The 18,979-nt window shown below is 62.5% G+C and carries 17 protein-coding genes and 1 pseudogene; 4 read left to right on the top strand and 14 right to left on the bottom strand.

The window, feature by feature from the left end:
• Positions 1-157 precede the first annotated feature (157 nt).
• The gene (locus QRN59_RS21605) at positions 158-520 is read left to right on the top strand and encodes a hypothetical protein (protein ID WP_284984502.1); all 363 of its coding nucleotides are present in this window, start codon (positions 158-160) and stop codon (positions 518-520) included.
• 241 nt (positions 521-761) lie between these two features.
• Here the strand turns inward: QRN59_RS21605 and QRN59_RS21600 are convergent, their stop codons facing one another.
• Positions 762-1,388, bottom strand: a complete 627-nt coding sequence (locus QRN59_RS21600) for a LysE family translocator (protein WP_284984501.1) — start codon at positions 1,386-1,388, stop codon at positions 762-764.
• Positions 1,389-1,511: 123 nt separating this feature from the next.
• Here QRN59_RS21600 and QRN59_RS21595 point away from each other — a divergent pair, with 123 nt between their 5' ends.
• On the top strand, positions 1,512-1,964 hold the full coding sequence (locus tag QRN59_RS21595) for an Lrp/AsnC family transcriptional regulator (protein WP_284984500.1): 453 nt from the start codon (positions 1,512-1,514) through the stop codon (positions 1,962-1,964).
• Between the two features lie 301 nt (positions 1,965-2,265).
• Here the strand turns inward: QRN59_RS21595 and QRN59_RS21590 are convergent, their stop codons facing one another.
• The 5 genes from QRN59_RS21590 to QRN59_RS21570 form a co-directional block, all read right to left on the bottom strand.
• On the bottom strand, positions 2,266-3,528 hold the full coding sequence (locus QRN59_RS21590) for a glycoside hydrolase family 1 protein (RefSeq protein ID WP_284984499.1): 1,263 nt from the start codon (positions 3,526-3,528) through the stop codon (positions 2,266-2,268).
• A gap of 163 nt (positions 3,529-3,691) precedes the next feature.
• Positions 3,692-4,522 carry an ATP-binding cassette domain-containing protein gene (locus QRN59_RS21585; protein ID WP_284984498.1) on the bottom strand — a complete coding sequence of 277 codons (831 nt, stop codon included), beginning with the start codon at positions 4,520-4,522 and terminating at the stop codon, positions 3,692-3,694.
• Positions 4,519-6,336 (bottom strand): dipeptide/oligopeptide/nickel ABC transporter permease/ATP-binding protein, encoded by a 1,818-nt coding sequence (locus tag QRN59_RS21580; protein WP_284984497.1) that lies wholly within the window; start codon positions 6,334-6,336, stop codon positions 4,519-4,521. The genes QRN59_RS21585 and QRN59_RS21580 overlap by 4 nt, the downstream gene beginning before the upstream one ends.
• Positions 6,333-7,274 carry an ABC transporter permease gene (locus QRN59_RS21575; RefSeq protein ID WP_284984496.1) on the bottom strand — a complete coding sequence of 314 codons (942 nt, stop codon included), beginning with the start codon at positions 7,272-7,274 and terminating at the stop codon, positions 6,333-6,335. The genes QRN59_RS21580 and QRN59_RS21575 overlap by 4 nt, the downstream gene beginning before the upstream one ends.
• A gap of 56 nt (positions 7,275-7,330) precedes the next feature.
• Positions 7,331-8,848: an ABC transporter substrate-binding protein gene (locus QRN59_RS21570; RefSeq protein ID WP_284984495.1), complete on the bottom strand. Its 1,518-nt coding sequence runs from the start codon at positions 8,846-8,848 to the stop codon at positions 7,331-7,333.
• A 205-nt stretch (positions 8,849-9,053) separates the two neighbouring features.
• On the opposite strand from QRN59_RS21570, the gene QRN59_RS21565 reads away from it, so the two are divergent.
• Complete coding sequence (locus QRN59_RS21565; RefSeq protein WP_284984494.1) at positions 9,054-10,052, top strand: LacI family DNA-binding transcriptional regulator; 999 nt, start codon at positions 9,054-9,056, stop codon at positions 10,050-10,052.
• 60 nt (positions 10,053-10,112) lie between these two features.
• Here QRN59_RS21565 and QRN59_RS21560 read toward each other — a convergent pair whose 3' ends face one another.
• Entirely contained in the window at positions 10,113-11,141 is a 1,029-nt protein-coding gene (locus QRN59_RS21560) for a Gfo/Idh/MocA family protein (protein WP_284984493.1), read from the bottom strand.
• A 33-nt stretch (positions 11,142-11,174) separates the two neighbouring features.
• Entirely contained in the window at positions 11,175-12,887 is a 1,713-nt protein-coding gene (locus tag QRN59_RS21555; RefSeq protein WP_284984492.1) for a CocE/NonD family hydrolase, read from the bottom strand.
• A gap of 256 nt (positions 12,888-13,143) precedes the next feature.
• On the opposite strand from QRN59_RS21555, the gene QRN59_RS21550 reads away from it, so the two are divergent.
• Positions 13,144-14,145 (top strand): alpha/beta hydrolase fold domain-containing protein, encoded by a 1,002-nt coding sequence (locus QRN59_RS21550; RefSeq protein ID WP_284984491.1) that lies wholly within the window; start codon positions 13,144-13,146, stop codon positions 14,143-14,145.
• Positions 14,146-14,373: 228 nt separating this feature from the next.
• On the opposite strand, the gene QRN59_RS21545 is transcribed toward QRN59_RS21550, so the two are convergent.
• The 6 genes and pseudogenes from QRN59_RS21545 to QRN59_RS21520 form a co-directional block, all read right to left on the bottom strand.
• Entirely contained in the window at positions 14,374-15,027 is a 654-nt protein-coding gene (locus tag QRN59_RS21545; protein ID WP_284984490.1) for a TetR/AcrR family transcriptional regulator, read from the bottom strand.
• Positions 15,024-15,212, bottom strand: a pseudogene (locus tag QRN59_RS21540) (hypothetical protein); the annotation flags it as partial. The pseudogene QRN59_RS21540 and the gene QRN59_RS21545, both read right to left, overlap by 4 nt.
• Before the next feature lie 4 nt (positions 15,213-15,216).
• Positions 15,217-15,471 carry a thiolase family protein gene (locus QRN59_RS21535; RefSeq protein ID WP_284984489.1) on the bottom strand — a complete coding sequence of 85 codons (255 nt, stop codon included), beginning with the start codon at positions 15,469-15,471 and terminating at the stop codon, positions 15,217-15,219.
• Complete coding sequence (locus QRN59_RS21530; protein ID WP_284984488.1) at positions 15,468-16,247, bottom strand: SDR family oxidoreductase; 780 nt, start codon at positions 16,245-16,247, stop codon at positions 15,468-15,470. Before QRN59_RS21530 ends, QRN59_RS21535 begins: the two co-directional genes overlap by 4 nt.
• Positions 16,244-17,044, bottom strand: coding sequence for an enoyl-CoA hydratase/isomerase family protein (locus QRN59_RS21525; protein WP_284984487.1), 801 nt, complete (start codon positions 17,042-17,044; stop codon positions 16,244-16,246). Before QRN59_RS21525 ends, QRN59_RS21530 begins: the two co-directional genes overlap by 4 nt.
• Positions 17,041-18,681, bottom strand: coding sequence for an AMP-binding protein (locus QRN59_RS21520; protein ID WP_284984486.1), 1,641 nt, complete (start codon positions 18,679-18,681; stop codon positions 17,041-17,043). The genes QRN59_RS21525 and QRN59_RS21520 overlap by 4 nt, the downstream gene beginning before the upstream one ends.
• Positions 18,682-18,979 lie beyond the last annotated feature (298 nt).

Genomic DNA, 18,979 nt, shown 5'->3' with positions numbered 1-18,979 from the left:
GATCCGGTGGTGCCACGGGGACCGACCAACGAAGGACAGCATGACGTCCGTCCATGCACTCCCCACGGATGTTCCTACCCCGTCCCGGCGGGCGTGTCCGGAGGCCGGGCCTTGCGCCCGCGGCGGACAGCATTCCGGCAGGCGAGGAAGGAACACCGTGGAAGAAGCGACCTCGGAAGGAACCGGGCGCCGCGCCGTCTACCCGCTGGAGGCGCTCGTGCGCGCTGCCGGCCACACAACGACGGCGGCCATCGATGTAGGCGAACAGGACTTGTGCCTCCCAGCCCTGATGGCCGGTGCCGCCATTCTGGCGCAGGCCGAATTCCGGGACCGTCCCGAAGGACTCAGCCTTGCCATCCTCGATCGAGCGGAGCAGATCATGCACGACACAGTGCACCTCCGCCCAGGGCCGACCGGACCAGCGGGCGCACGGTTTCAGGGCTCGTGCCGCGCGGACCAGGAACCTGCCCTTGAAACCGATTTGACCCAGGGACCTGTCACCGGGCCTGGGCTGGCCTGACCCGGATGGTCCTGAGCTCGGACGTATCGCGGTGCAATCCCCAGATGGCTTCCCGTCCATAACGGGGCGGTTCTTGCCGGCGCGCACCGGACCGCGATACCGAGGCGCATGCAGGCGTCGGCCACGTGAGGGGTTGTGAGGTCCAGATAGGTTCGGTGGAGCAATTCTGAATGCAAGGCTAGGGTCTCCAAAGCTTCCTGGTTGTGGACGATGGCAGCGGGCTAAATAGTTGTCAGCGGGCCTACGAGTTCCAGTGGAGGACCTGTTCGATGAGCAAGACCACTCCGATGAGCATCATGGCAGCGCCGGAAAACCGGGATACCGTGCGGGCGGCGGTGGGCCGGGCCCGCAGCACCACGCGGGCTCCGGCTCCCACACCGGTGTAGATGACTGCGCAGCTGGCAACGTGCACCAGTCCCAGTGCCACGATCTGCCCGGCAACGGGCCACGAATTATCGGGGTTCGTGAACTGCGGCAGGAGCGCGAGGAACAGGAGGAAGACCTTGGGATTCAGTCCACTGATCCCGGCACCCTTCAGCGCCTGCCGGGCCCAACCGCCTTCCACGTAATCCGCACCTGCCCGCGGGACCGACGGGTTTCTGAACATCCCCAGACCCAGCCACACCAGATACGCAGACCCCACGACAGTCAGCACGGTCAGCACCACCGGCGAACCCGCAACTACCGCCCCCACGCCTGCAGCGACCACCGCAGTGGCCACAAGGTGTCCGGTCAGCAGTCCGGCGACGGCCGGCACGACGGTCCGGTGCCTGAGCCCGGCCGAGATGGCGTAGGCCCAGTCCGCCCCCGGTGTCACCACGAACAGAAAGGACACCGCCCAAAATGCGGCCACGGTCCCGAACGGCATATTTCTCTCCTTCGCACTTCAGAACCCAGCGCGTCTGGGCCTAAAGAAAGTTTAGGGAAGTACGGCCCAAATGTGCTTCCAAATTCTTTGGAATCGGCGCTTGTTTCAGGGAGAATCTTCTCTATGGACAACATGGACAGGAAGATTCTTGCTGAGCTACAGATGGACGGCCGCCTCTCGCTGACCGACTTGGCTGAGCGCGTAGGGCTGAGCCTGTCCCCTTGCCACCGTCGGCTCCGAGCATTGGAAGAATCCGGCGCCATCAGCGGGTATCGGGCACAACTGGACGCCGAGGCTCTTGGCCTCACATTCGAGGCCCTGGTTTTCGTAACGATGCGCGACGGAGACCGCGACACTGTCGCTGCCTTCGAAGCAGCCGTTGCCGGGGTGCCTAACGTCCTGCGGGCGCAGCGCCTCTTCGGAGACCCCGACTACCTGCTTCAAGTAGTCGCCCGCGACATACGGAACTTCCAACGACTCTACGATGAGCAGCTCTCCGCTCTCCCCGGCGTACAGCGACTGAGTTCGACATTGGTCATGAAAAACGTCGTGGAAAACCAGCCACTACCACTTTGAACGATTCCTCGCCTCGGCCAAGCTTGCCAAGGCGATGTTCCATGTGACAGTCCGCGTCCCGCCCCGGCTCAACTGCGAACGCCGCCGATGCCGTCGATCAACGTCGTCGAAAAAGGGTGTTCGAGTAACGTCGGAATCGGTGACCACAATGGCATGAAGAGCATCGATGTCGAGGCCGCGCCGTGGCCTCTCTCAGAAACACCTGCCCACCGGTCGTCAGGCGCCAGATCGGCCAGAGCGGTGCAACTGACAAGGAATCAGCGCCGCCAGCAAGACCGGCAGGCGCTGATCCCTCCTTGGGTCATTTGATCAGACCTGCCGAGAGCCCAGCGGTTCGAGCTACCTCGCCGAGCCAGATGGCGCTCGGCTTCGGGGTGCGTTCGAATGTGGTTCGGTCCACAGCGACCAGACCAAAAGTCATCTGATATGCGTGCACCCACTCGAAGTTGTCGATGAACGTCCAGTGCAGATACCCGCGCAAATCCAGCCCGTCGGCGATCGTCTCGGACACGCCCTGCAGCGCACCGGTGGTGTAGTCGATCCGGCGCTTATCGTCGTTCGTCGCGATGCCGTTCTCAGTCACGATCATCGGAGTGCCGCCTGTGACCTCCCAGGCACGACGGAGCGCGATGCCGAGGGCGTCGGGCCGGTAGGCCCAACCGGTCTGAGTGACTTCCGCGCCTTCGGGGGCCCCTTCGAGCCCATTCGGTCCGACGAGCTGACTCGTATAGGCCTGGACACCGACCCAGTCATCATCGCGTGCCGATTCGAGATAGGAGTCCTCCCACACGCGCTGGTAGCGCGGCAGCTCTTCTTCGCAACCAGGCCTCGCGACGAGGCTCTGAACAGCGACGGTCCAGCCGACCTTAGCAGATGTCGTCGCGTGAAGAATCTCACGGGCGCGCGCATGGGCGCGCAGCATGGTCTGCGCAGCTTCCTCCTTCGGCTCCGGCATCGAGAACGCGTTGATCCCAGCCTCGCCTGAGACGACGTCCTGCGTGCTGCCCATTTGCGCGATGACGGCTTCCGGGTCAGGCGCCTGCAGCACCAGCGACATCTGATGCATCACGGCGAAAATGTTAGGTTCGTTGATCGTCGCCACCCAGGTTACCCCGTCGAGAATTGGCGCGACTGCGGTCACGTAGTCGCCGAAGCGGTCCGCTGCTTCGGCGGATCCCCACCCACCTGTTTTGGCAAACCACAGCGGGCTTGAGAAATGGTGGAGTGTGATCACTGGTTCGATACCCTGCGTCAGGCAGTACTGGATGATCCGACGGTAGTGAGCGAGTGAGGCGGCCGAGAACTCGCCGCGTGACGGTTCGATTCGTGCCCACTCGATGCTGAAGCGGAAAGCGTTGAAACCGAGGGATTTCAAGAGGTCGATGTCCTCTTTCCAGCGGTGGTAGAAGTCGACGGTGTCGCCACTGACCTCCGAGAACGACGAACCCTTCAGATGCTCAAGAGCCCAGAAGTCGCTGAGTGTGTTGTTGCCCTCGTTTTGGTGTGCGGCGGTCGATGCCCCCCAGAGAAAGCCTTTGGGGAAAGCAGCGGCGAGTTCGCTCATGTCGGTTCCTTAGCCTGTCGTCGAATCAAGAATGGGATTTCCGGGGCGGCCACCACCGCGTTCAGCGTGAACCGAACGGGACCGGGGTCCTCCGCGGGGATGCCGAGCGTCCTCTTGGTTTCCCGCAGGAACTCCTCAGGCGCATCGTTGAATCTCACCAGTATCATGCGGCAGCTTCCCGGAGTCGTCGGCGCAGCGCCCTGCGCTCGCGCTGGAGGTCTGGATCTGCGGTGGGTGCAGAGAGCAGCAAGCTGCGCGTGTATTCGTGCTGAGGCGTAGTGGTGACCTCAGCCACGGGACCCGTCTCGACGAGCTCGCCTTTGTACATGACCGCTACACGGTGACTGATATGGCGCACGACGGACAGGTCGTGCGTGATGAACAAATACGACACCCCGGTGTTCCGCTGGATGTCGACAAGCAGGTCGAGCACTCGAGCCTGCGTCGACAGGTCAAGGGCCGAGACAGGCTCGTCGCAAACGATGAGCCTCGGCTCAAGCGCGAGTGCTCGGGCGATGGCCACACGCTGCCGCTGTCCTCCACTGAACTCACGGGGGTAGCGCTGTGCGGCATTCGACGGGAGTCCGACCTGGTCGAGGAGGCGCGAGACCGTCTTTCGCGAATCGGCCGCCGACACACCCTGCGCGACGATCGGCTCAGACAAGATCTCGGAGATCTGAAGCACGGGATTCAGCGACGTGTACGGATCCTGGAAGATCACCTGCAGACGCTTGGCAAGCGGCCGGCGTTGCTTCTGGCTCAGGCGGGTAATGTCTTCGCCTTGGAACGTGATCGAACCCCCCGTCGGATTAGCAAGGCCGAGGACCGCACGCCCGAGCGTGGTTTTCCCCGATCCGGACTCACCAACCAGTCCCAGTGTCTCCCCCGGTGCGATTTCCAGCGAGATGCCACGAAGCACTTCGGGGGAAGCTGATCGGAAGCCCCGTCCCGGGTAGCGCAGCCGAAGGTCGTCGATCGTCAGTAAGGCGGTCATTTCGTCTCCTCGAGTTCACGCATATCCGAATGGGGCGCCGGGTCAGTGCGCACGGTGTTCTCGTCGAGAATCGACGCGATGAGCTGCTGCGTATATTCGTGAGCGGGTTCGTGGAAGATCGCCCGCACCTTCCCGGTCTCGACCACTTGACCGTTGCGCATCACGACTACGCGATCGCAGAGATCGGCGACCACGCCGAAGTTGTGCGTCACTAGCAGCACACCCATCCCCAGTTCGCCTTGGAGATCGCGCAACAGGTCGAGGATCTCCGCCTGGATCGTAACGTCGAGAGCCGTTGTCGGCTCATCGGCGATCAGCAATTTCGGACGACTCGCCACCGCGCCGGCGATGAGCACACGCTGAGCCATGCCACCGGAGATCTGGTGGGGGTACGACGCGAAAGTCCGCTCCGGATCGGCAATTCCCACGCGCGCGAGCAACTGCAGGATCGTCGCCTTGGCTTCCTTCCGCGACATCCCCGCCATAAGCCCCTCGACGAGTTGGCTACCGATAGTGAAGGATGGGTCAAGGTTCGACATCGGTTCCTGCGGGATGTACGCGATGACGCTTCCGCGCATCTTGCGCAGCTCTCGAGAGTCCTTCGCGACCAGCGAGTCACCTGCAATGGTCAGGACGTCTGCTTCGACCTGGGCCTCCGGCGGGAGAAGGCCGAGGATCGAGAACGCGGTCTGTGTCTTACCTGATCCGGACTCTCCGACCAACCCGACGATCTCGCCGGGCGCCACGTCGAGCGAGACGCCGTCGACGACTGACTTCAACACGCCGTCAGTCTGGGCATAACCAACTGACAGATTGCGAACAGTGAGAAGCGACCTCGCGCTGCTCACGTCGGGCGCGCCAGCCGTACGTGCCCGGACCATCCTGGTTCGGGTTGCGGCAGCCGAAGCGGCCGCTCTACGCTCGGCCCTGGTGGGACGCTCTGCGTCCGTGAGTGCATCGCGATACGCGTTTCCAAGCAGGATGAGCGCACTGGTCAGCAAGGCCTGAACCACCGAGGGCCACACCAGTTGTAGCGGATACGAGTAGACGTTGATGAATGCGTCGCTCGTCATCGAGCCGAAGCTCGGCGTCAATGTCGATCCTACGCCCAGAAAGGCCAGCCCTGACTGGATTCCAATCGCCGCGGTGGCGAGAAAGGACACAGAGATGATGATCGGCCCACGCACGACGTAGAGCACGTGCCGCGAGAGGATACGCCGATTCGACAGGCCGGAGACGCGCGCTGCGTCGACGTAGAGCTCATTCTTGACGCCGACCACGAGGTTCCGCACCAGGCGGTAGGTACTCGGCGCCAGGAACAGGCCGAAGATGAACATCGTCGCCTGGTACGCACCGCCCGTCACCGGAGAGAGCACCAGCACCAGAACCAGGGCCGGAAACGTCATCAGCAAGTTGAACGTCCACGACGTAATCGCATCAGTCTTCTTGCCCACGTACCCCGCAAGCAGGCCGAACAGCGTGCCGACAAGCGTCGCCACCCCTGCGCCGATCAGGCCAGAGATCACCGAGACGTTGATCGAGACAAGGATCCGCGCCCAGATGTCGCGCCCGTTCTGGTCGGCCCCCAGGATGTACCCGGGAGTGCCTGGAGGCGCGTTGACCACTTGCAGAGACGTGAAGGTCGCATCGTGGGCGCTGAAAAACTGAGCGAAAACGCCAAGGAGCACAATCACGATCAGCACGATCAGCGAAATGAGACCGAGCGGCTTCTTCAATAGCCGGCGTATCACCCCGGATCGCTTCTTTTCCGGCGCCGATACGGCGGCGATGTTGTCGATTTCGGTAGTGGTCAAGAGACACGCACCTTCGGGTTGAGCCAGCCACTGACTAGATCGACGATCAGATTGACGATGACGACAAGGAGGACGCTGAAGAGCGTCACGCCCAGCATCACCGGCAGGTCACCTTGGATCGTTGCCTGGTAGGCATAAGTTCCGAACCCTGGGAGGGCGAAGATCTTCTCGATGAACAGGGCAGAGCCAAACAGACTGATGAACAGGAGGGAGAACGTGGTGAAGGCCGGTCCGGATGCATTGCGCAGCGCGTGCTTCAGCAGGATCGACATGTCCGAGATTCCGCGGCTACGCAGTGTACGCACGTAATCGCGACCGAGTTCGTCGATGAGCGACCCACGGATTTGCGCCGCAAGCGAGGCGATCCCGGCAATCGACAGGACGATGGCGGGAAGGATGATCGAGGCGAACCAGCCCGAGGGTGATTCGGCAAGGGAGGTGTAGCCGACTGCGGGCACGATTTGCAGCGTGATCGCGAAGACGTAGACCAGTATGATGCCGAGCAGGATCGCGGGAAAGATAAAGGACAGCGTGGCGATTCCTTGAAGCACCACGTCCAGTGGGCCCCGCTTCGAGGCCGCCGCCACACCGAGGATCACGCTCAACACGAGAGTGAAGATCAGGGACACGACGACCACAGACAGAGTGACGGGCAGTCGCGCCGCGATTCCCGAGGCAACCGGTTCGCTGGTGAAGTACGAGATTCCCAGATCACCATGCAGCACGCCAACGAGCCAGTTGATGTACTGCTCGATGATCGGCTGATCAAGTCCCAGCTTCGCATTGAGCGCCGCCACCTGATCCTGGGTGGCGCCGGCGCCGAGTATGTTGTTGGCCACCGGGATGTTCGCCGCGTGGGTGAGGAAGAAGGTGATGGCCGTCACGATAAAGACGAGGACCAGACCCGCGCCGAGGCGGCGCAGAATATACACAATCACGATGGACTCCAGGGTGTGGCGCGGGGGCCGAGCCCCCGCGCAACGTCGAGCGGTGGTTAGTTGGATGCCGCGACGCCGAACGGAAGGAGGTTCAGCGATGGGGTGACCGGAGGGGTGTACTTGATCCGACTCGTCGTCACCCACGGCCCAGTCGAGGAGAGGATCGGAGCGGCCCAAGCTTGGTCGACCAGATACTTGTTGACGGCCCCGAACGCAGCACCCTGTTTGTCGGCGGGGGCAGCATTCGCCTTGGCGAGAAGCTCGGTGAGTTCCGGCGTGGTCGTCCCGTATGGATTGAACGCTCCCGAGGTGGAGCCATTGAGGTCGGATGCGTCATCTCCGGAGAAGCCGTTGTACATGAAGTACAGGCCATATGTTCCGCCGTAAACCTTCGCGAAGAAGTCCTGGAACGGGACGGTATCGTACGTGACCTTGATTCCGATGGCACCCAGTTCCTGTGCGATGGTGGCGTCATACGCTTGCGAGACAACCGTGCTGGGCATCTTCACGCTGAATCCGTCCGCGTAGCCAGCTTCGGCCATCAGCTTCTTCGCCCCGTCAACGTCGAACGGGTAGGTCTTATCGAGATCTGCGCTGTAGGCGGCACCGGTCGGACTGACGAGCTGTTCGGTGCCGTGCGCTCCGGCGACGAGCTTCGTCGCGATAGAGCTGCGGTCGACAGCCATGTTGATGGCCTGGCGCACCCGGACGTCCTTGAGAGCGGGGACGATCTTTCCATCGCGGTCTGCCAACCAGATGGCGCCGACCGCTTGGGGAAGCGAGGTACCAGTAGTGAACTGGCTCTTCGGGAACTGGCTGACCTGATCGGGATTCACGCCTCCGAAATCGAGCTGGCCGGTCTTCAGTGCGTTCTGCGACGCCGTCGGGTCTTGAATGACCCGAATCTTTACGGTTTCGAACGGATAGGAGGACGCGTCCCAGTTGCCTGGGTTTCGCTTGAGGGTGTAGACAGATCCTGCCGTCGTGGCGGACTTGTCAAGGGTGTAGGGACCGGACCCGACAGGGTCGAGGCTTGAACTCTTCGCAGTCAGGACCTTGGGCGCTCCGACCCCTCCTTGAACTCCGCCGAGCTTCGAGAGCAAGGATGCGTCGGGAGTCTTCAGCGTGATGACCGCTGTGGTCGCGTCTGGCGCCGTCACGTCGGAAATGGTCGCCAGCTGGGCCGAGTACGAAGGCTCCTTCATCGTCTGCTTCAGTGAGGCTACGACAGCCGCCGCGTCAACGGGCTCGCCGTCGGAGAACTTCTGCCCTGTCCGGATCTTGAGGGTCAGGACGAGTTTGTCAGGAGAGTACGACCAAGACTCCGCGATTCCGGGCGTCGCCTCGCCCTTCACATTGGTCTTAAGGATCGAGTCGTAGACCGAGGTGAAGAGCGTCGAGTCTCCGCCCGACCAGTCGCCGACGGTAAAATTCGTCGGCGGCGCCTGAATGGACAAGTTGAGCGTCTGCGGGGCAGCCGAACTCGGCGAACTGCTCGGCGCGGAGCAGCCAGCCAGCAACAGCACTGCCCCCGCCGCTGCCGCGGCTGCTCGCAATCCATGGGTGTATTTCATTGAGACTCCTTCGTCGAATGCTGTGGGTTTCGGGCTGTGATGTTCGCGCGTCCAGGGCGCCGGTCGGCGGTCCAGCCCCACCATCGGTGGTCTCACCGGCGTGGGTCTCGCGATACTGCATGCTAGGTCACACGCAATACTACATTCAAGTGGTAATTTCGCAAGAGGGCGAAATGACGTTGATAACGTGTGGGAAGATGGCGACATGACAGCCACAAAAGAGTTCGATCGCCCCGCTACGGCCGGCGATGTTGCCCGGCGCGCAGGTGTTTCGAGATCGACGGTGAGCAATATCTTGAACGGCAATGACGCTCGTTTTCCCGAAAGCACTCGCGAACGGGTTCACTCGGCCGCACGTGAACTCAACTACCGGCCGTCACTTGCTGCCAGGTCACTGGTGAGCGGCATCAGCGACACGATCGTGGTGTTGCTGCCCAACACGACGTTCGGAAGTAATCTCCAAGACGCAATCGATCAGGTGATGCAGGGCACGCGGCATTTGGGAGCAAATGTCGTTGTGCGTTTCGCCGGGAGCACACTCGAGAGCTCCTTCGCCGCGATCCTCGCGCTCCGGCCACTCGCACTCATCGACTTCGCGGGTCTGCCCTTGGCCGACCGTCAGCTCCTCGAGCAGCGCGGAACGATCATCTTCCCCCGTCGGTACAGCGACGAGGGCCGAAATATCCCTGATGGCGGCATCACCGAGGTCCAAGCGAATGCCCTGCTCGAACGGGGCGACCGACCGCTCTGGTTCGCCTCCCTCTCCGATAATCGACTAGATCCGTACGGACCTGGGCGATTCGACGCGTTGCAGGCGTACTGCGCAACAGCCGGGCTTCCCGAACCTGGCCGGATCGAGGTGCCGCTAGTTCTGGACGGCGCCATTGCATCCCTCAGCTCTGTCCTTGGCTCCACGACATCACCGGTCGGCATCGCCTGCTACAACGACGACGTCGCCCTCGCGATTCTCGCGGCAGCGCGGGAACTGAACGTGGAAGTCCCCGATCGGCTCTCGGTGGTCGGGGTAGACCACACGCCGGTCGGTCAGCTCTGGTCGCCCCCGCTCACGACCGTGGACACAGATCTCCGCGGCCTGATGGATGCCCTGACACGGGATCTCCAGGTGCGCCTCTCTGATTCGGATGCGCCGGAACTAATCGCCGCACCGCTCCGCTTCACTCTGATCCGCGGCGGCACCACCTAGGGTCGTTCCTGACCGTCGAGCCACGCGGCCGGCGAACGTCATTCGGGGCGCACGTCCGGACTACGACAGCTGTCGCCTGATCTCATCCAGCGAGTCGAACACCGCCGCTGCATCCTCATTGGTGTGCGTGGTGTTCTCCAATTCGCCGCGCACGATCGACTCGTTAACCGCGCGGAGCATTGGCACGTACCCGTTGCCCTCCCACAGCGTCTCAATGGGCTCGTTCGGCTCACTGTCGGGTGAGAACGGGGTGTGAACCGTCATCTTGGAAGTCGCCCAGAAGCCCGGCTCGGTTGAGATCCAGCCCTTTGTGCCGCAGATGGATGCACCGAGGTCCAGGAACTCGACCATGGAACTCGCGCCCCGAGCGTACCGGCCGTCTGAATAGCTGAGCGTGAAATGCTCGCTCAGGTCGACACCGTCGTCCCGCACCACCCCTGCCGCCTGGATCGCCTCAGGGATTCCGAAGACCATGTGGGCAAGCGTCACGGGATAGATGCCCTGATCGAGCAAGGTGCTGCCCCTCATTTCAGCCTTCCACCTACTGGAGTCGTCTTTCTGAAAAGGGATCCCGAACGAAGCGTCCACGCTTCTGACCTCTCCGATGCGACCGGAGCGCAGGAGTTCCAGGAGCCGGATATGCAACGGGTTGAACTTCATCCACATGGCTTCCATAAGAAACAGTCGCTGGCGCGCGGCGAGGGCTCCGAGTTCCCGCACCTCGGCTGCAGAAAGGCCCATGGGTTTTTCGCACAGTACGTGCTTCCCCGCAAGAAGAGCTGCCTTCGCGATCTCGAAATGGGTCACGTGCGGTGAGCCGATGTACACGGCGTCGATCTCGGCATCAAGCAACTCGCGATAATCGCCGTAACGCTGAGGTATCTCGAACTCATCGGCGAACGCGTCAGCCTTTTGCAGATCGCGCGATGAGACTGCTGCCACGTCCGCACCCTCGACGAGCCGCAGATCGGCGGTCATCTGTCGCGAGATCGTGCCGGTGGCGACGATCCCCCACCGCACTATGGGATCGGCGGCGCATTCGTCCGCGGTGAGCGATGGGTCTTGATCCGGCTGACTCTCGGTCGTCATCGAAGGTTCCTTAGTTTGTGGGAGTGGGGACGTTCAATCGGACAGCGGCCGGTTGATAAGAGGGAGAACGAGTCGGCTCGGCGTGGCTGGTCCGTGCAGCACCGTGTTGCGTGCGACGACGAACGCGGCCTCGCCGGAGATGTGGCCGCCGGTGTTCGTGTTCCGGTCGAAGCGTGGATAGTTGCTGCTCGAGACTTCGAGGCGAATCCGGTGTCCCTCGAGGAAGACGTTCGATGTCACAGACAGATCGAGCCTTACCTCGTACACCTCACCGGGAGTGAGGAGCTCCGGGGCATCGAGAGCCGTGCGGTAGCGCATGCGGAGAATGCCGTCAGTGAGGTAGAGGGCACGGCCATCCGGATACACGTCGACGAGCTTGGCCGTGAAGTCGGTGTCAAGCGCAGACGACGAAACATGCAAGATGAGCGCAACATGCCCGGTCACCTCGATCGGCTTATCGAGCACCGGCGTCGTGTAGCACAGCACGTCCGGTCGCTGCTCGACCGTCGACTGGTCGACAGGGCCGCATCCACCTGCTTCCCCGGCGCGCAACATCCGCCCGCCGACCGATGGCACCGGGTCCGCGGGGTCGTAGAGGAATTGGTCGCGTGCGTCGGAGGCCGGTGCTGACGGCGTGAGCTCACCGTCACCCGCGGACGACGAAGCATTTCCGCCACCAGAGAGGTAGTAGTCCGTGTAGACGGTGTCATGCAACGGCCAGGACCGTTCGTCGCGCCATTCGTCGGCACCCATTACGAAGATCCGAACCGGCGCATCCCCGTCGAGGGCCGCGCTATTACCGCGCAGGTGTGTGTCGAAGAAGCGCATATGAAGCTGCTCGACCCCGCTTGCGGTACCGGACGCCGACTCTCCGAAGTCGCGATCAGGATAGGTGCCAGTCTGGCTGAGGTGATCCCACGGGCCAATGAGGAGTCTCTGCCCCTCTCGCGCCTCCGTGGAACCGGCGGACTCGCGCATCAGGCGGTACGAGTTGGCGGTATCGTTCACGTAGACATCGAACCAGCCACCGACGCTCAGAGCGGGCACCGTGATGGCTGCCGGTTCGTCACTCACGGCGAGCGCCTTCCAGTAGTCGTCGCGACCAGTGTGCTTCATCCATTTCGACCACCACGCAGTCTCGTCGCGAAGGCGCTGCCGGGCTGCCATCGGAAGCACATCGACGAGCGCCTCACCCTCGGTGACGACGGCCATGTATTCCTCAATGGACGAGAGAGTCGGCGCGATGGAGTTGAGCGTCGACCAGGTGTGAACGAGGTGCCATGACATGGCGCCCCCTTCACTGAACCACGGAGCGTTGTAGACATCGGTCGAAGCAAAATGCGGAGCGATCGCAGCCAGCCCGTGGGGACTGTTCGATGCTGTCTGCCACTGCACCACGCCGAGATACGAGGCGCCGTACGAGCCCACGTGCCCGTCGCACCAGGGTTGCGCCATGATCCACTTAACAGTGTCAACACCATCGTCTGCTTCGCCGACGAAAGGTTCGAATCCTTGGCCCTCTGACCGGTAGCGGCCGCGCACATCCTGCCAGACAACGGCATATCCGTGCTCGACCAGAGCTTCGCGGCTGGGAATCAAGGGCGCGTCGGGGAATGCGTCCTTGCCGTACGGCAAGCGCACTAGCAGCACCGGCGCGGGTGATCCATCCGGAGTCCAGATGTCTGTCGCCAGACGGAGGCCGTCCCGCATCGGAACCATAATGTTGGTGGTGGTCGAGTGCGGCACTCTATTCTCCTTGGATCAGCTATCGTCTGGGATCGCTGGTTGAACCCGGTGGACGGGAATTCCTACAGGTCAATGAAGGGAACATCCGATTAGGCAGAAACCGTATCGGTTTCGGCTTTCTGTGGCAAGCATGACGCCAGGATGCGGTTTCGCGGTTGTCTCGTAATACCGAATGAGTTACGGTTTATCTCGGCCACGGATACCGGCAACGAAGCCGCTAGCGAAGATGCCGAACATGTTCCTACGAGGAGACGCAATGACGACAACCGAAAATGCGAACAGTATTTCATTGCCCGCCGGCCTTAGCCCCGAGGCGACTGCATGGTTGACCATGCTGTCATCCTTTCCGACCACGACCCCGCCGCTCCCCGACGATCTGGAAGCCTGGACGGCTGCCACCGCAGCAGCCGCGTCCCCCGAACAGATCGACGCCATCGCACTGGCCACCACCGGTGCAGTGCGCACCGGCATTGCAGTGGAGATCGACGAGGTCGCGCTCTCGAACTCGGCCGTATTCGTCGGCACGCCGGAAGAACTGCCGGTGGGCGACGAGCGGGTGCTGCTGAGTATCCACGGCGGTGCATTCACGGTCGGCGGCGGCGAATCGGCACGGGCCGCTGCCGGCTTCGTTGCTGGAGCGTACGGCGTGACCGTATGGAGCCTCGACTACCGGATGCCCCCGAAGCACCCGTACCCTGCCGCGCTCGACGACTGTGTCGAGGCCTACCGTGCACTCCTCGAAACGCACGATCCGACGTCGATCGCCGTCAGCGGACTCTCCGCAGGCGGCAACCTCGCCGCCGCTCTCCTCCTGCGCGCCCGGGATGAAGGACTCCCGATGCCCGCCGCCGTCGTGCTCAACTCCCCCCTGGTCGACCTCACACTGTCAGGCGACACCGTTGTCGCCCAGCCGTTCGGCACCGATGGCGCCCTGGCGAACCCTGTCGCCCTGTACGCCGGAGGTCACGACGCTCATTTGCCGTACCTCTCTCCGCTGTTCGGTGCGTTCGACGAGCACTGGCCGGCCACGATCCTATTCAGCGGCACCCGCGACTTCCTGCTGTCGGACACAGTGCGCATGCACAACACGCTCCGTGATGCGGGAGCCAACGCCCAACTGCATATCTTCGAGGGCGCACCACACGGTCTCTTCGGCGGAAACGCTCCCGAGGACCGGCAGCTCACACAGTTGGCTAGGCAATTCCTTGACCGGGCCTGGGCCGGCGCCGGAAGTGCTGTAGAGGAGCACCAGGCGTAGACACGAGAGGACGACCCGTCATGCCCGCGACACCGCCCGCACCGTTCGGTCTGCGCACTAACCGGCGCACTGATCCAGTAGGAACTGAGACTGCGCCGACGTTCAGCTGGAACCCCGACCGGAACCGCACTAGCGGCTACGAGATCGAAGTCGGAACGACGCCTTGCCGATCAGACGTCTGGGGATCGGGTCCCTCCGATGGTGCGATGATAGGTCCAGACGAGCATTCTACGACGCAATCGCCGGGCGGACCGAGAGGCCATTGACGATCAGCTCACCAAGCTCGGAGAAGGCCTCACCCGCCGTCAGCCCCGTTGCCTCCAAGAGTTCTCCGGATTGCACGCCGTCAATAAGCATGGCAATCGCCAACGCAGCCAATGCCGCATCTGCTCTCCGGAAGGAGCCCGCGAGCACACCCTCTTCGATGAGTTGGCGCACGCGCCGCGCCGCTGCACTGGAATTAAGCCTGTAGATCTCTGCGGTCGGCTCGTAGCCCACCATGTCCACATAGAACGCCACGGAATTGCGGCGCATGGCTCTGCCGACACCGTCGAGGTACTTGGTCACTTTCCTTGCCGGATCGGTTTCCTTCGCCAACTCCGCCTCGATGGTTGCCGTCGCACGTGCGAAGAAGTGACGGGTTACCGCCTGGATGATCTGCTCCCTTGAGCTGGCGATGGAGTAGATCGTTGACTTCGAACAGTGCAGCCTGCGGCAACATTCCTCGATCGTCAAGGTGCTGAAGCCCTCGGCGAGAAAGAAGTCCTCCAGCCGGTCCAGGAGCTCCGTGCGCCGGGCGTCAGCGGCGGCGGATCGACCCTGCGGCTGGCGCCTCACGTCGACTGCCGCAGAGTCGAGGTATTCATCCGACCAGTTTCTCATATAGCCTTCCCCACCTGGACTCCGGGCGCCTGAGAAGAATGTGGCGCCCCGAGGATGAGCGCGTCACCCCGGCCACCGCCACCGCACAATGCCGCGACGCCGAACCCAGACCCGCGAGGGCGCATCTCCATGGCGAAGTGAAGAACAAGCCTCGCTCCGGAGGCACCCAGCGGATGCCCGATGGCGTGATCAGCCGGGCCAGCGATTCACTGCTTGCATCTGCCCGGATCGACTCGTCGCGCGCCAGGGGCACTGACCCATGAGGACATAGTCGATCAAGCTGGGATCGACTCCGCTGCGGGCCAGCGCGGAACGGATCGCCCTGGAGCCAAGGTTCGTGCTGCTGAGGCCCGAGGCCGAGCCGAGAAATGAACCGAAGACGGTGCGGGCTCCCCCGAGGATGACTGTCGTTGCCGTCCTGTTCCTCCTTTCGGCGCCGATCATCGGATCGAAGATCCGATCGAGATCCCGCCATCGATGTCAAGTACGGTGCCGGTGATATAGGCTGCCGCCTCGGATGCGAGGAAGGCTGCACCCTCAGCGATATCAGAGGGCCGGCCCGTGTGTCTCATGGGGATCTTCTTCGTGAGCAGCTCGCGCGCCCGTGCATCCATTGAGGCGAGCATCGGGGTCTCAATGAGCCCCGGCGCGATCGCATTGACCGTGATACCGTCCCGGGCGCCTTCGAGGGCGAGTGCACGGGTCAGACCCACGATTCCGGCCTTGGCTGCCACGTAGTTCGCTTGCCCGAAGTTTCCTCGCCAGGACATCGACGCGAACGAGATGATTCGCCCGTACCCGTTTCGCCTCATTCCCGGAAATACCGCCCTCGCGCAGGTGAAAGCCCCCGTCAAGCTCACATCCAGCACGGCGTTCCAGTCCTCATCGGTGATGTTCTCAACGCGGTTGTCCCTGATGATCCCGGCGTTGTTGACCAGAACATCAATCCGGCCATTGCGCCCGATGACGGCGTCCACCCATTCCCCCACCTGCGCAGAGTCCGTCACGTCGACGACATCCCCGCTGACCGCCACACGATAGTCCGAACTCAGCGAGTCAATGCAGGCGGACAGGGAATTCTCATTGAGATCGATAAGTGCGAGCGAAGCACCCTCTGCGGCGAATCGCTCGGCCATGGCTCGGCCGAGTCCTTGGGCGCCCCCGGTAATCGCGACGGTTCGACCCGCGAAACGTGCCAGGCCTTCATCCAGAATGCTCAAACCAAACTCTCCTTCGTTTGTGATGCACGCATAGGGGAGCGGTTTTCCAGGAACTTCCTCAAAGTGGTCGGCACGTCGCTTTCTTCCCAGTTCTCCCCGAACTCATGCAACTCTCTCTCCAGTCCGTCGGCCGTCCCCAGGCCAGCGATGTCCACGAGAAGCCTCTTCAGCCGCCGCTGGGCAGGGCCGCTTCTTGCCGCGAGTTTCGCGGCAACCTTGGCCGCCTCGACCTCGAGGTTCTCGCGTTCGACGACGGCATGGATCCATCCGGACGCCGCCAGGCACTCGGCAGTAGCGGATTCGCCGGTAAGGTGCAGCCAGCGGGCGGTGCTGCGGCCGATCGCTCGCTCCAACCTCACACTGGATCCTCCGGCCGGAATCAGCATGTTGTTGAGGTGTCCGTCACCAATCAGTGTGCCGTGGGCCGCGAGCACAACGTCGCAGACCAGTGCGAGCTCGAGACCACCGGCGATCGCGTGCCCGTGGAGGGCTGCGATCCATGGCTTCGAGCTGCTCTCGATCGCGGTAAAGCACTCGGAGAGCGCCGTCAAGAAGCCCACAGGACCGTGCTGACCGCCCTCCCTCAGGAAGTGTCTAAAGTCGCCACCGGCGCAGAAGGAGGTTCCCTCCCCCGCGAGTACGACGACGTCCGTCCCAGGATCCTGCTCGATGTCCTCGAGCTGGGAGCGCAGGGCGTTGATGAGTTCATCGTTCAGGGCATTGCGTTGCCCTGGCCGGTTCAGACGCAGCCAACGCACCGAACCCTTTTGCTCGACGATCAAGACAGATGAATTCATGCCCTCTCCTTTGCAGCGAACTCAGCTTTTCGCTGCTCCCGCAGGACGAACCGCTGAACCTTGCCGCTGGGCGTCTTGGGCAGGGATTCGACAAAATGCACGGCTCGCGGATAGGCGTGGGCACTGTATCCATTCTTGATTGCCCCCTGAATCTCTGCGGCCAGGGCGTCGGATCCAAACTCGCCTGAGCGAAGCACAATGAATGCCTCGACGACTTCGCCACGGATTTCATCCGGCGCCGCGACAACCGCACACTCAGCGACCTGCGGAATCTGGCTGATGACCGACTCGATCTCAAACGGTCCGATGCGGTAACCCGCCATGATGATCACATCATCGTCGCGGGATGAGAAGCGGAAGTCACCGATTACTTCGCGCTTTCCGAGATCGCCAAGAAGGTAGTACCCGCTATCGCCGGCGAACCGGGAGGCAGCCTGCGTAGGATCCTGATACCCCCTGAATGTCATCATGGGCGACCCAGCACAGTCGATCGCGATCCGGCCCACGGTTCCAGCTGGCACGATGTTATCGTCATCGCCGAGAACGACGGCGGCCCACCCGGGCAACGGCTGCCCCATCGATCCTTCACTGATTTCACGGGCAAGATCCGGATGGTGGTGATTGGCGAAGATCATTCCAACTTCGGTTTGGCCGTAATGGTCATGCACGGCGAGCCCGAATTTGGCCAAGGTCCAGTGGTTGATGTCGGGCGTCAGGGGCTCACCCGCGCTGGAGAGCCGCTTGAGCTGAAACCCGGATTCCGAGGTGTCCTCGGCGTTCTTCAGTGCACGGTAGACGGTGGGCGCGGCGGAAAAATTCGTCACGCCCAGGTCACGGATAACGGCCCAGGTCGACTCTGCCCGGAATCCTCCCGACTGCAGAATGTTTCCGCTCGCAGAGGCCAATGGCGCGATGATGCCAGCGTACAGACCATAGGCCCATCCCGGATCGGCAGCACACCAATAGCGATCATCGGCGGTCACACCGAGTGCGAACTCAAGGTAGCCAACCCAGCCGGCGACGTGCCGCAGTGGATGGATGACCCCTTTCGGGTTGCCCGTCGTCCCCGAGGTGAACATATGCACGATCGGAGCGTCTCCGCCCTGGACATAATGAGGCACGTCGCGCCCGTTGCCATCCTGTATTAGGTCAGCAAAGCCGAGCCCCGACTCACGGTCCGATGCGCCTACCGTGACAGTGGTCCATGAAGCACCCGGCACCAGCTCGGCGCTCGCGGCGATCTTGGGAAGTTGTTCGAGATTCGTCACCACAACTTTGACATCGGCGTGTTCAAGTCGGTAGGAAATCGCCTTCGGTGCGAAGGCAGTGAACAAAGGCACATACACCGCTCCGAGGCGCCACGCCGCCAACATCGTTGTGACGATCTCCGCGCCCTTCCCGAGCAACGAAGCCACCCTGTCGCCCGGGCCCACACCGAGCGCGCGGAACGATGCCGCAAGCGCGATCGAATCCTGCCGGAGCCGGCCATACGTAAGGTCACGGAAACCGTCGTCGGTCCCGATGGTGAACGCCACGGCGTCAACCGGATGCCTGTCGCAGAACAACCAGGCCGCGCTCGCCCCGGGCGAGCCGAATTCCTCGAGCAGCCGGGTGACCCGCTGGTCAACTGAAGTCATGTCAATCACCTTTGATCAAGTAGTCGGAGTCCGAGTCGCCCGGACCGCATCTTACGAAAACGATAAACAGAATGAGTACGTATGTAAGTTCTAGCGTACTCTAAAAGTTACTACAAGCTCTGACAACCTCATTCAGATGTCGAATTTCGCGCTCCGACGCGAAATCTGCTAGCGTTGTCTAACGCGAATGATCCGCATCACCATAGCCATTCGCCCCCGGACTTCATCGAAGGTCCATGATCGAAGAGGATCCCATGGACCGCTCCGTACTAGGACTGCAGATTCATGCGGTGCGCGG

Source organism: Arthrobacter sp. efr-133-TYG-118 (genome assembly GCF_030209755.1).
Taxonomy (GTDB): domain Bacteria; phylum Actinomycetota; class Actinomycetes; order Actinomycetales; family Micrococcaceae; genus Arthrobacter.
This window is presented reverse-complemented; position numbering and strand designations above follow the sequence as displayed.